This window comes from Pseudomonas sp. LBUM1676 (genome assembly GCF_059695605.1).
In genome coordinates this window covers 5,659,411-5,671,588 of the sequence record NZ_CP166777.1, presented here as the reverse complement: position 1 = coordinate 5,671,588, position 12,178 = coordinate 5,659,411, and the positions used below count along the sequence as shown (strand labels likewise).

Annotated in this window: 9 protein-coding genes; all 9 read left to right on the top strand. The window is 59.1% G+C overall.

The genetic code is table 11. The features are described from left to right. Positions 1-13: 13 nt before the first annotated feature. The 9 genes from rseP (at position 14) to dnaE (ending at position 12,114) form a co-directional block, all read left to right on the top strand. The gene (rseP, locus tag ACA041_RS26195; RefSeq protein WP_497438476.1) at positions 14-1,366 is read left to right on the top strand and encodes a sigma E protease regulator RseP; all 1,353 of its coding nucleotides are present in this window, start codon (positions 14-16) and stop codon (positions 1,364-1,366) included. A gap of 74 nt (positions 1,367-1,440) precedes the next feature. Next, complete coding sequence (bamA, locus tag ACA041_RS26190; RefSeq protein ID WP_497438475.1) at positions 1,441-3,816, top strand: outer membrane protein assembly factor BamA; 2,376 nt, start codon at positions 1,441-1,443, stop codon at positions 3,814-3,816. A 45-nt stretch (positions 3,817-3,861) separates the two neighbouring features. Continuing rightward, the gene (locus tag ACA041_RS26185; RefSeq protein ID WP_028622549.1) at positions 3,862-4,365 is read left to right on the top strand and encodes an OmpH/Skp family outer membrane protein; all 504 of its coding nucleotides are present in this window, start codon (positions 3,862-3,864) and stop codon (positions 4,363-4,365) included. Positions 4,366-4,368: 3 nt separating this feature from the next. Further along, positions 4,369-5,424, top strand: coding sequence for a UDP-3-O-(3-hydroxymyristoyl)glucosamine N-acyltransferase (lpxD, locus tag ACA041_RS26180; RefSeq protein ID WP_497438474.1), 1,056 nt, complete (start codon positions 4,369-4,371; stop codon positions 5,422-5,424). A gap of 108 nt (positions 5,425-5,532) precedes the next feature. After that, positions 5,533-5,973, top strand: coding sequence for a 3-hydroxyacyl-ACP dehydratase FabZ (fabZ, locus tag ACA041_RS26175; protein WP_128607522.1), 441 nt, complete (start codon positions 5,533-5,535; stop codon positions 5,971-5,973). After that, positions 5,970-6,746 (top strand): acyl-ACP--UDP-N-acetylglucosamine O-acyltransferase, encoded by a 777-nt coding sequence (gene lpxA, locus ACA041_RS26170; RefSeq protein WP_497438473.1) that lies wholly within the window; start codon positions 5,970-5,972, stop codon positions 6,744-6,746. Before fabZ ends, lpxA begins: the two co-directional genes overlap by 4 nt. Before the next feature lie 2 nt (positions 6,747-6,748). Then, positions 6,749-7,879: a lipid-A-disaccharide synthase gene (gene lpxB, locus ACA041_RS26165; RefSeq protein ID WP_497438472.1), complete on the top strand. Its 1,131-nt coding sequence runs from the start codon at positions 6,749-6,751 to the stop codon at positions 7,877-7,879. Between the two features lie 11 nt (positions 7,880-7,890). Continuing rightward, a complete protein-coding gene (gene rnhB / locus ACA041_RS26160; protein ID WP_497442174.1) occupies positions 7,891-8,517 on the top strand; it encodes a ribonuclease HII in 627 nt (208 codons plus the stop codon). A gap of 75 nt (positions 8,518-8,592) precedes the next feature. Beyond that, entirely contained in the window at positions 8,593-12,114 is a 3,522-nt protein-coding gene (dnaE, locus tag ACA041_RS26155; protein WP_497438471.1) for a DNA polymerase III subunit alpha, read from the top strand. Positions 12,115-12,178 lie beyond the last annotated feature (64 nt).

The window sequence follows — 12,178 nt, the reverse complement described above, 5'->3', positions numbered from 1 at the left end:
GCGGAGAAAGTAGATGAGCGCGCTCTATATGATTGTCGGCACCCTGATAGCCTTGGGTGTGCTGGTCACCTTCCACGAATTCGGCCATTTCTGGGTCGCACGTCGCTGTGGGGTCAAAGTGCTGCGTTTTTCCGTGGGCTTCGGCATGCCGTTGCTGCGCTGGCACGACAAGCAAGGCACTGAATTCGTGGTCGCCGCCATCCCGCTGGGTGGTTACGTGAAAATGCTGGACGAGCGCGAAGGCGAAGTCCCTGCCGATCAGATCGATCAGTCCTTCAATCGCAAGACGGTCCGTCAGCGCATCGCTATCGTCGCGGCGGGTCCCATTGCCAACTTTTTCCTGGCGATGTTTTTTTTCTGGGTAGTCGCCATGCTCGGCAGCGAGCAGGTGCGGCCTGTCATCGGCGCCGTCGAGTCCGGAAGTATCGCCGCCAAGGCAGGTTTGAGCGCCGGTCAGGAGATCATTGCCATCGATGGCGAGCCCACTTCCGGCTGGGCCGCGGTGAACCTGCAGCTGGTGCGTCGTCTTGGCGAGAGCGGTTCACTTCAGTTGCTGGTGCGCGAGCAAGGCTCCACGGCCGAATCGCCTCGTGAACTGGTGCTGGAAAAATGGCTCAAGGGCGCCGATGAGCCGGATCCGATCCGCTCGCTGGGCATTCGTCCGTGGCGTCCGGTCCTGCCACCGGTGCTGGCCGAACTCGATCCAAAAGGCCCGGCCCAGGCTGCAGGGCTGAAGACCGGCGATCGACTGGTGGCCCTGGACGGCAAGTCACTGGATGACTGGCAGCAAGTGGTCGATATCGTCCGTTTGCGCCCGGATAGCAAAATCACCCTGCGCATCGAGCGCGACGGGGCTCAAATCGACGTCCCGGTGACGCTGGCGGCCCGCGGCGGGAGCAAGGCGCCCAGTGGTTACCTGGGGGCCGGGGTGAAAGCTGTCGATTGGCCACCGGAGATGATTCGCGAGGTCAGCTACGGTCCTGTGGCTGCGATCGGGGAGGGTGCTCGACGCACCTGGACCATGAGCGTGCTGACCCTCGATTCGCTCAAGAAAATGTTGTTCGGTGAGCTCTCGGTAAAAAACTTGAGTGGACCGATAACCATTGCTAAAGTGGCGGGCGCTTCTGCCCAGTCGGGTGTCGCTGATTTCCTGAATTTCCTTGCTTATCTGAGTATTAGCTTGGGTGTTCTGAATTTGTTGCCCATTCCTGTACTGGATGGGGGGCATTTGTTGTTTTATCTGATCGAGTGGGCGCGTGGTCGCCCCTTGTCGGATCGGGTGCAGGGTTGGGGGATACAGATCGGTATCAGTTTGGTGGTCGGGGTGATGTTGCTTGCTCTGGTCAATGATCTGGGTCGACTGTAACGCTTCGCTGAATTGCGAATCTGCCGCATTTTGCGGCAGTTTGTTTATTGCCAGTTGGAATAAGAAAGGACTTCATGAAACGTCTGCTGCTAACTGCGGTTCTCTCCGTATTGATGATCGCCGAAGTTCACGCCGAGTCCTTCACCATCTCTGATATTCGCGTCAATGGCCTCCAGCGGGTCTCCGCGGGTAGTGTCTTTGGTGCCTTGCCGTTGAACGTCGGTGAACAGGCCGACGATCGTCGCCTGGTGGAATCCACTCGTGCTTTGTTCAAAACCGGTTTCTTCCAGGATATCCAGCTGGGGCGTGATGGCAACGTCCTGGTGATCACGGTAGTCGAGCGTCCTTCGGTCGCCAGTATCGAGATCGAGGGTAACAAAGCGATCTCCACTGAAGACCTGATGAAGGGCCTCAAGCAATCCGGTCTGGCTGAAGGCGAGATCTTCCAGCGCGCCACCCTCGAAGGCGTGCGTAACGAACTGCAGCGCCAGTACGTCGCCCAGGGTCGTTACTCGGCCACCGTCGACACCGAAGTGGTGCCGCAGCCGCGTAACCGCGTTGCGCTGAAGGTCAACATCAACGAAGGCACCGTCGCGGCTATCCAGCACATCAACGTGGTGGGTAACACCGTCTTCGCCGATGAAGACCTGATCGACCTGTTCGAACTCAAGACCAGCAACTGGTTGTCGTTCTTCAAGAACGACGACAAGTACGCTCGTGAAAAACTGTCCGGTGACCTGGAGCGTCTGCGCTCCTACTACCTGGACCGTGGCTATATCAACATGGATATCGCTTCGACCCAGGTGTCCATCACCCCGGACAAGAAGCACGTCTATATCACCGTCAACGTCAACGAAGGCGACAAGTACACCGTTCGTGACGTCAAGCTGAGCGGCGACCTGAAAGTCCCTGAAGACCAGATCAAGTCCCTGCTGCTGGTGCAGAAAGGCCAAGTGTTCTCGCGCAAGCTGATGACCACCACGTCCGAACTGATCACCCGCCGCCTGGGTAACGAGGGTTACACCTTCGCCAACGTCAACGGCGTGCCTCAGCCTCACAATGACGATCACACGGTAGACATCACTTTCGCCGTCGATCCGGGCAAGCGTGCCTACGTCAACCGCATCAACTTCCGCGGCAACACCAAGTCCGAAGACGAAGTGCTGCGCCGTGAAATGCGTCAGATGGAAGGTGGCTGGGCTTCGACCTACCTGATCGACCAGTCCAAGACCCGTCTTGAGCGCCTGGGCTTCTTCAAGGAAGTCAACGTCGAAACGCCGGCCGTGCCGGGCGTCGACGACCAGGTGGATGTGAACTACAGCGTTGAAGAGCAGGCTTCCGGTTCGATTACCGCCAGTGTCGGTTTCGCCCAGAGCGCCGGTCTGATCCTCGGTGGTTCGATTACCCAGAACAACTTCCTGGGTACCGGTAACAAGGTCAGCGTCGGTTTGACCCGCAGTGAATACCAGAGCCGATACAACTTCGGTTATGTCGACCCGTACTGGACTGCCGATGGCGTGAGCCTGGGCTACAACGCCTTCTATCGCACCACTGACTACGACGATCTCGATGTCGACGTCGCCAGCTATGCCGTAGACAGCCTGGGTGCTGGCGTGAGCGTCGGCTACCCGATCAGCGAAACGTCGCGCCTGACCTTCGGCCTGACTGCGCAACAAGACAAGATCAAGACAGGCGTCTACACCGTTGACGAAATCTTCGACTTCGTTAACAAGGAAGGCGACAACTACCTGAACTTCAAGGCCTCGGCCGGTTGGTCGGAGTCCACCCTGAACAAGGGCGTGCTCGCCACCCGCGGTCGTTCCCAGAGCCTGGTGCTGGAAACCACCACGCCTGGCAGCGACCTGTCGTTCTTCAAGCTCGATTACCGCGGCCAGGTGTTCCAGCCGCTGAGCGAGAACTACACCATGCGCCTGCACACCGAATTGGGTTATGGCGATGGCTACGGTTCGACCGATGGCTTGCCGTTCTATGAAAACTACTATGCTGGTGGTTTCAACTCGGTTCGTGGCTTCAAGGACAGTACGCTGGGTCCGCGCAGTACGCCTAGTCGTGGTACAAACCCGGGTACATTGGCCGATCCGGACCAGGATCCGCTGCCGTTTGGTGGTAACGTCCTGATCCAGGGCGGTGTAGAGCTTCTGTTCCCTCTGCCGTTCGTCAAGGATCAACGTTCCCTGCGTACGTCGGTATTCTGGGATGTGGGTAACGTCTTCGACTCGAAGTGCGAAGACACCACCAACGCAAACGGTTCGTCGTCCAATACGAAGTGCAACGATATCAGTCTGAGCAACATGGCCAGTTCCGTCGGTGTCGGCGTGACCTGGGTCACCGCACTGGGTCCTCTGAGCTTCGCGTTGGCCATGCCAATCAAGAAACCGGATGAGGCTGAAACCCAAGTGTTCCAATTCTCCCTCGGCCAGACGTTCTAAGCGTCTGACCCAAGATAACGACAATGGATTTTGTAGGAGTACATCGTGCGTAAGTTGACTCAATTGGTTCTCCTGGCGACCGTACTGGTAGCAGGTCCGGCTTTTGCCGACATGAAAATCGCCGTTCTGAACTATCAGATGGCACTCCTGGAATCCAACGCGGCCAAGAAATACGCCGTGGATGCCGAGAAAAAATTCGGCCCTCAGTTGTCCAAGCTCAAGACGCTGGAAAGCAGCGCCAAGGGCATCCAGGATCGTCTGATGGCGGGCGGCGACAAGATGCAGCAAGGCGAGCGTGAACGCCTGGAACTCGAGTTCAAGCAAAAGGCCCGTGACTTCCAGTTCCAGTCCAAGGAGCTGAACGAAGCCAAAGCCGTTGCCGACCGTGAAATGCTGAAGCAGCTCAAGCCGAAACTCGACAGCGCTGTGGAAGAAGTCATCAAGAAAGGTGCTTTTGACCTGGTCTTCGAGCGTGGCGCAGTGATTGATGTCAAGCCTCAGTACGACATCACTCGCCAGGTTATCGAGCGCATGAATCAGCTGAAGTAATCCATGACAGCGACTATAAAGCTCGGCCAGTTGGCCGAGTTCCTCGGCGCCACGCTACGTGGCGACGCGGAGAAGGAAATTACTGGGCTAGCCACTTTGCAAGAGGCTGGCCCAGCTCAGTTGAGCTTTCTGGCAAATCCTCAATACCGCAAATACCTGGCCGATAGCAGGGCTGCAGCCGTGTTGCTGAAGGCCGCTGACGCTGAAGGTTTCGCCGGTGAAGCACTGGTGGTACCTGATCCGTACCTGGCTTACGCACGTGTTTCCCACCTGTTCGATCCAAAACCCAGGGCGGCTGCCGGTATTCATCCGACAGCGGTAGTGGCGGCGGATGCGGTGGTCGATCCGGCGGCGAGTATCGGTGCCTTTGCCGTTATCGAGAGCGCGGCCCATATCGCTGCCGGTGTGACCGTTGGCGCGCATTGCTTCATTGGTGCTCGCAGCCAGATCGGCGAGGGTGGCTGGCTCGCCCCGCGCGTCACGCTGTATCACGATGTTCGCATCGGCAAGCGGGTGGTGATTCAATCCGGTGCGGTGCTGGGTGGCGAAGGCTTCGGTTTTGCCAACGAGAAAGGCATCTGGCAGAAAATCGCCCAGGTCGGTGGTGTGTTGGTAGGTGACGATGTGGAGATCGGCGTGAATACTGCGATTGACCGTGGTGCGTTGGCCGATACTGTCATCGGTAATGGCGTTAAGCTGGACAATCAGATTCAGATCGCCCACAACGTCCAGATCGGTGACCACACGGCCATGGCCGCGTGTGTAGGGATTTCCGGCAGCAGCAAAATCGGCAAGCATTGCATGCTCGCCGGTGGCGTCGGGCTGGTGGGGCATATCGAAATTTGCGACAAGGTTTTCATCACCGGGATGACCATGGTGACCCACTCGATTACCGAACCGGGTTCCTATTCTTCCGGTACGGCCATGCAGCCGGCGGCCGAATGGCGCAAAAGCGCGGCACGCCTGCGTCAGCTCGATGATATCGCGCGGCGGTTGCGACAGCTGGAAAAGCGAGTAGGGGAAGTGACCCCTGACGATAATGCTTCATCAGATGGCTGATACCATTTCCATATCAAGTGTGCACAGCCGCTAGACTGCCTCCTTGATTTGCTAGAGGAGCGCGCGTCAGTCGCGCGTTTCCAATCTTTACATAGGCTTCCCCCCGAAATGATGGACATCAACGAGATTCGCGAATACCTGCCTCACCGTTACCCGTTCCTGCTGGTGGACCGGGTCGTGGAACTGGATGTGGAAGGCAAGCGCATTCGCGCCTACAAGAATGTCAGCATCAACGAGCCGTTCTTCAATGGTCACTTCCCTGCGCATCCGATCATGCCAGGCGTGTTGATCATCGAGGCAATGGCTCAGGCTGCAGGGATCCTTGGTTTCAAAATGCTCGACGTGAAACCGGCCGATGGCACCCTCTATTACTTTGTCGGCTCCGACAAGCTGCGCTTTCGTCAGCCAGTGCTGCCGGGCGACCAGTTGATCCTCGAAGCCAAGTTCCTGAGCTGCAAGCGCCAGATCTGGAAGTTCGAGTGCCAGGCTTCGGTCGACGGCAAGCCGGTCTGCTCCGCTGAAATCATCTGCGCGGAACGCAAACTATGAGTTTGATTGACCCTCGCGCAATCATCGATCCGACGGCCGTACTGGCCGCCGACGTCGAGGTCGGCCCTTGGTCGATCATCGGCGCAGGTGTGGAAATCGGCGAGGGGACAGTGATCGGGCCGCATGTAATTCTCAAAGGCCCGACCCGAATCGGTAAGCACAACCGCATCTACCAGTTTTCTTCGGTAGGCGAGGACACCCCCGATCTGAAATACAAGGGTGAAGAGACGCGCCTGGTCATCGGTGATCACAATGTCATCCGCGAAGGTGTGACCATTCACCGCGGAACCGTCCAGGACCGTTCGGAAACGACCCTGGGTGATCACAACCTGATCATGGCCTATGCCCACATCGGCCACGACAGCGTCATCGGCAACCACTGCATTCTGGTCAACAACACTGCGCTGGCGGGCCATGTGCATGTCGAGGACTGGGCGATCCTGTCCGGTTTTACCCTGGTTCACCAGTATTGCCACATCGGCGCCCACAGTTTTTCCGGCATGGGTACCGCCATTGGCAAGGACGTTCCAGCGTACGTCACGGTGTTCGGCAACCCGGCCGAAGCCCGCAGCATGAACTTCGAAGGCATGCGCCGTCGTGGTTTCAGTGAAGACGCGATCCACGCATTACGTCGTGCCTACAAGGTGGTCTACCGCCAGGGCCTGACGGTTGAGCAGGCGCTCGCCGAGCTGGCCGAATCCTCGGCCCAGTTCCCGGAAGTCGCGGTGTTCCGTGATTCCATCCAGTCTTCGACCCGCGGCATCACTCGTTAATCATGGCTAATCTGCGTATAGCGCTGGTGGCCGGTGAGGCTTCCGGCGACATTCTCGGCGCCGGTCTGATGCGTGCGCTCAAGACGCGGCATCCGGCGGTGGAGTTCATTGGTGTCGGTGGGCCGTTGATGCAGGCCGAAGGCCTGAACCCGTATTTCCCCATGGAACGTCTGTCGGTCATGGGCCTGGTGGAAGTGCTGGGCCGGCTGCGCGAGTTGCTCAAGCGCCGCAAGAAGCTGGTCGCGGACCTGATCGCCGAGAAGCCGGACGTGTTCATCGGCATCGATGCCCCGGACTTCAACCTCAATATCGAACTCAAGCTGCGTCAGGCCGGGATCAAGACCGTGCATTACGTCAGTCCGTCGGTCTGGGCCTGGCGGCAGAAGCGGGTGCTGAAGATTCGCGAAGGCTGCGACCTGATGCTGACGCTGTTCCCGTTCGAAGCGAAATTCTATGAAGAGAAAGGCGTGCCGGTGCGGTTTGTCGGGCACTCCCTGGCCGATGCGATCCCGCTAGAAGCCGATCGCGCCGCCGCGCGTGCCGAGCTTGGCTTGCCCCAAGGACCGTTGGTCGCGCTGATGCCTGGCAGTCGCGGGGGCGAGGTGGGTCGTCTCGGTGCGTTGTTCCTCGATACCGCCCAGCGTCTGCGGGCCCTGCGCCCAGGCGTGCGCTTCGTCCTGCCTTGCGCCAGCCCCGAGCGGCGCAAGCAGCTTGAAGAGTTGCTGGCGGGTCGCGATCTGCCACTGACCTTGCTCGACGGCAAATCCCATCTGGCGCTGGCGGCCTGCGACGCCGTGCTGATTGCCTCCGGAACGGCGACGCTGGAAGCCTTGTTGTACAAGCGGCCAATGGTGGTTGCTTATCGCCTGGCGCCCCTGACGTTCTGGATTCTCAAGCGCATGGTGAAAAGCCCGTACGTCTCCTTGCCGAACCTGCTGGCCCAGCGATTGCTGGTGCCCGAGTTGCTGCAGGACGATGCGACGGTCGAAGCACTGGCCCAGACCTTGTCGCCATTGATCGAGGGTGGCGAAGAGCAGACCCGCGGCTTTGATGAAATTCACCGGACCCTTCGTCTGGATGCCTCCAACCAGGCTGCGGACGCAGTGCTGAAGCTGATCGGTCAAGTACAATGAAAAAAACAAGCATGCAGATGGGGCTGGATTTCACCTTGGTCGCGCAAGTCGAAGAATTGGTTGCCGGTGTCGATGAGGTCGGTCGCGGTCCACTTTGTGGCGCCGTGGTGACAGCTGCGGTAATTCTCGATCCGAGCCGTCCGATACTCGGTTTGAATGACTCGAAGAAGCTGACCGAGGCCCGACGCGAAAAGCTTTATGACGAAATCTGCGAAAAAGCCCTGAGCTGGTGCATCGCTCGCGCCGAAGTCGAAGAAATCGACCAGTTGAACATCCTTCACGCCACCATGCTGGCCATGCAGCGCGCCGTCGAAGGCCTGCACATCACGCCAAAACTGGCGATGATCGACGGCAACCGTTGCCCGAAACTGTCGATGCGCGCCGAAGCGGTGATACAGGGTGATGGCCTGGTGCCAGCCATTGCCGCGGCATCGATCCTGGCCAAGGTCAGTCGCGACCGTGAAATGGCGGCTTTCGAATTGGTTTACCCGGGTTACGGCATTGGCGGCCACAAAGGCTACCCGACCCCCGTTCATCTGGAAGCGCTGGCCCGCCTGGGTCCGACGCCGATTCACCGGCGTTCGTTCGCCCCGGTACGCCTGGCCTATGAGGCGCGGGAAAACCTGATAGTCAGTTAGTCGCAGGCTGATGTTTTTATCAAGGCCCGGTACAATCCGGGCCTTGTTGTCTTCACGTTTCTAGACAGGATCACTATGCCGGCTTCATTCGTTCACCTACGCCTGCACACTGAATATTCCCTGGTCGACGGTCTGGTGCGGATTAAGCCGCTGGTCAAGACCCTGGTCGGCATGAACATGCCTGCCGTAGCGGTCACTGACCAGAACAACATGTGTTCCCTGGTCAAATTCTATAAAGCCGCCATGGGCGCGGGGATCAAGCCGATCTGCGGCGCCGACCTGTGGCTGTCGAACAAGGATCCGGATAACGCCCTGAGCCGGATCAGCCTGTTGGCCATGAACGCCGTCGGCTATCGCAACCTGACCGAACTGATCTCCCGCGGCTTCATCGACGGCCAGCGCAATGGCTCGGTCATCATCGAGCGCGAGTGGGTGGCCGAAGCCAGCGAAGGCTTGATCATGCTGTCGGCGGCAAAAGAAGGCGAGATCGGGTTGGCCATGCTCAGTGGCAATCCGGCCGAAGCGGAAAACCTGGCGCGCGAATGGATGGCGGTGTTCCCGGATCGCTTCTACCTGGAAATCCAGCGCACCAATCGCCCCAACGATGAAGAACAATTGCACGGCGCCGTGGCCCTGGCCGAGAAAATCGGCGCGCCACTGGTGGCGACCAATGACGTGCGGTTCATCAAGCAGGAAGACTTTGCCGCTCACGAAACCCGCGTCTGCATCGGTGAGGGCCGCGCCCTCGACGATCCGCGACGTTCGAAGAATTACAGCGATCAGCAATACCTCAAAAGTGCCGAGGAAATGGCCGAGCTGTTCAGCGACATTCCCGAAGCGCTGGAAAACACCGTCGAGATCGCCAGGCGCTGCAACATCGAAGTGAAGCTGGGCACGCACTTCCTGCCCAACTTCCCGATTCCCGATGGCATGACCATCGACGAGTATTTCCGCAAGGTGTCCTTCGACGGCCTGGAAGAGCGCTTGAGCGTTCTGCTGCCCAGGGACACCACCGAAGACTACGAAGCCAAGCGGCAGGTCTATGTCGACCGGTTGAATTTCGAGCTGGATATCATCATCCAGATGGGCTTCCCCGGTTACTTCCTGATCGTGATGGACTTTATCCAGTGGGCCAAGAGCAACGGCGTGCCGGTGGGGCCGGGCCGGGGGTCGGGTGCCGGGTCGCTGGTGGCCTATGTGCAGAAGATCACCGACCTCGACCCGCTGGAATATGACCTGCTGTTCGAACGGTTCCTTAACCCGGAACGGGTCTCCATGCCCGACTTCGACGTCGACTTCTGCATGGACGGTCGTGACCGGGTGATCGACTACGTGGCCGAGAAGTACGGTCGCAACGCGGTGAGCCAGATCATCACCTTCGGGTCCATGGCGGCCAAGGCTGTGGTCCGCGACGTGGCGCGGGTGCAGGGCAAGTCCTACGGTCTGGCGGATCGTCTGTCGAAGATGATTCCGTTCGAAGTCGGCATGACCCTGGAAAAGGCCTACGAACAGGAAGAAATCCTGCGTGACTTCATCAAGGTCGACGAAGAAGCCGCGGAAATCTGGGAAATGGCGCGCAAGCTGGAAGGCGTGGTGCGTAACGTCGGCAAGCACGCCGGTGGTGTGGTTATCGCGCCAACCAAGCTGACCGACTTCTCACCGATTTATTGCGATGAGGCCGGTGACGGCCTGGTGACCCAGTTCGACAAGGATGACGTTGAAGCCGCGGGCCTGGTGAAGTTCGACTTCCTCGGTCTGCGGACGCTGACGGTCATCGACTGGGCGCTGAAAACCATCAACCGCGATCGCGCCAAGGTCGATGAGCCACCGCTGGACATCGCCTTCATCCCGCTGGATGACAAACCGACTTACCAGCTGCTGCAAAAGGCAGAAACCACCGCGGTGTTCCAGCTCGAGTCCCGCGGTATGAAAGAGCTGATCAAAAAGCTCAAGCCCGACTGCCTGGAAGACTTGATCGCACTGGTGGCCCTGTTCCGTCCCGGCCCGTTGCAATCGGGCATGGTTGACGACTTCATCAACCGTAAGCACGGTCGCGCCGAACTCGCGTACCCGCACTCGGACTACCAGTACGAAGGCCTCAAGCCGGTGCTGGCACCGACCTACGGCATCATCCTGTATCAGGAACAGGTGATGCAGATTGCCCAGGTCATGGCCGGTTACACCCTCGGCGGTGCGGACATGCTGCGTCGGGCCATGGGTAAGAAAAAGCCCGAAGAAATGGCCAAGCAGCGCGGCGGTTTCATCGAGGGTTGCAAGACCAACAATATCGATGCCGACCTGGCCGGCAACATTTTTGACCTGGTGGAAAAATTCGCCGGTTACGGCTTCAACAAATCCCACTCCGCCGCGTATGGCCTGGTGTCGTACCAGACCGCGTGGCTGAAGACACACTACCCGGCGCCGTTCATGGCCGCGGTACTGTCGGCGGATATGCACAACACCGACAAGGTCGTGACCTTGATCGAAGAAATTCGCACCATGAAGCTGCGTCTCGACGCGCCGGATGTGAATACCTCGGAGTTCAAGTTCACCGTAAACGACGAAGGCCGCATCATTTACGGCCTCGGCGCGATCAAGGGCGTGGGCGAAGGTCCGGTGGAGGCCATCACCGAGGCGCGTCAGGCAGGCCCGTTCAAGGATCTGTTCGACTTCTGCGCCCGTGTCGATCTCAAGCGCATCAACAAGCGCACGCTGGACGGTTTGATCCGCAGCGGTGCGCTGGACCGTCTCGGTCCTTACTTCCATGACGAACAGAAAGCCTATCAGGCCAACATCGACCGCAATCGGGCGGTGTTGCTGAACGCCATGGAAGGGGCGATCAAGGCGGCCGAACAGACCGCGCGTACCCACGACAGTGGTCACGTGGATCTGTTTGGCGGCCTGTTCGTCGAAGAAGACGCCGATGTCTACGCCAATCACCGCAAGGCCAAGGAGCTGACCCTCAAGGAGCGCCTAAAAGGGGAGAAAGACACCCTCGGCCTGTACCTGACCGGTCACCCGATCGACGAATACGAAGGTGAGATCCGCCGTTTCGCCCGTCAGCGCATCATCGACCTGAAGCCGGCCCGGGATACCCAGACGGTCGCGGGCATGATCATCGCCCTGCGTGTGATGAAGAACAAAAAGGGCGACAAGATGGGGTTCATCACCCTTGACGACCGCTCTGGCCGGATCGAAGCTTCGCTGTTCGCCGATGCGTTCCATTCCGCGCAGTCGCTGTTGCAGACCGACGCGATGGTGGTGGTCGAAGGCGAGGTCAGCAACGATGACTTCTCCGGTGGCCTCAGGCTGCGGGTCAAGCGGGTGATGAGCATGGAAGATGCGCGCACCAACCTGGCCGAAAGCCTGCGCCTGAAGTTGCACACCAAGGATCTCAAAGGCGATCAGCTACGCTGGCTGGGCGAGTTGTTCAAGCGTCACCGCGGTGCGTGCCCGATCACCATGGAATACACGAGTCCTGATGCGAAGGCCTTGCTGCAGTTCGGCGAGACCTGGCGAATCGACCCGGCGGATGCGTTGATTCAAGCCCTGCGTGACCAGTTCGGGCGAGACAACGTCTTCCTCCAATACCGTTGACGGTCAGGCCGCATTTTTCTCTACCAGGAACGTGGCCTGATCTCGACCCGCATTTTTAATCTCG

What these genes read in the sequence shown, in the direction of transcription:
- rnhB (WP_497442174.1), top strand. Translation starts at nt 7,891, where the DNA reads ATGCAGATGGGGCTGGATTTCACCTTGGTCGCGCAAGTCGAAGAATTG.
- dnaE (WP_497438471.1), top strand. Translation starts at nt 8,593, where the DNA reads ATGCCGGCTTCATTCGTTCACCTACGCCTGCACACTGAATATTCCCTG.
- rseP (WP_497438476.1), top strand. Translation starts at nt 14, where the DNA reads ATGAGCGCGCTCTATATGATTGTCGGCACCCTGATAGCCTTGGGTGTG.
- lpxA (WP_497438473.1), top strand. Translation starts at nt 5,970, where the DNA reads ATGAGTTTGATTGACCCTCGCGCAATCATCGATCCGACGGCCGTACTG.
- lpxB (WP_497438472.1), top strand. Translation starts at nt 6,749, where the DNA reads ATGGCTAATCTGCGTATAGCGCTGGTGGCCGGTGAGGCTTCCGGCGAC.
- bamA (WP_497438475.1), top strand. Translation starts at nt 1,441, where the DNA reads ATGAAACGTCTGCTGCTAACTGCGGTTCTCTCCGTATTGATGATCGCC.
- lpxD (WP_497438474.1), top strand. Translation starts at nt 4,369, where the DNA reads ATGACAGCGACTATAAAGCTCGGCCAGTTGGCCGAGTTCCTCGGCGCC.
- fabZ (WP_128607522.1), top strand. Translation starts at nt 5,533, where the DNA reads ATGATGGACATCAACGAGATTCGCGAATACCTGCCTCACCGTTACCCG.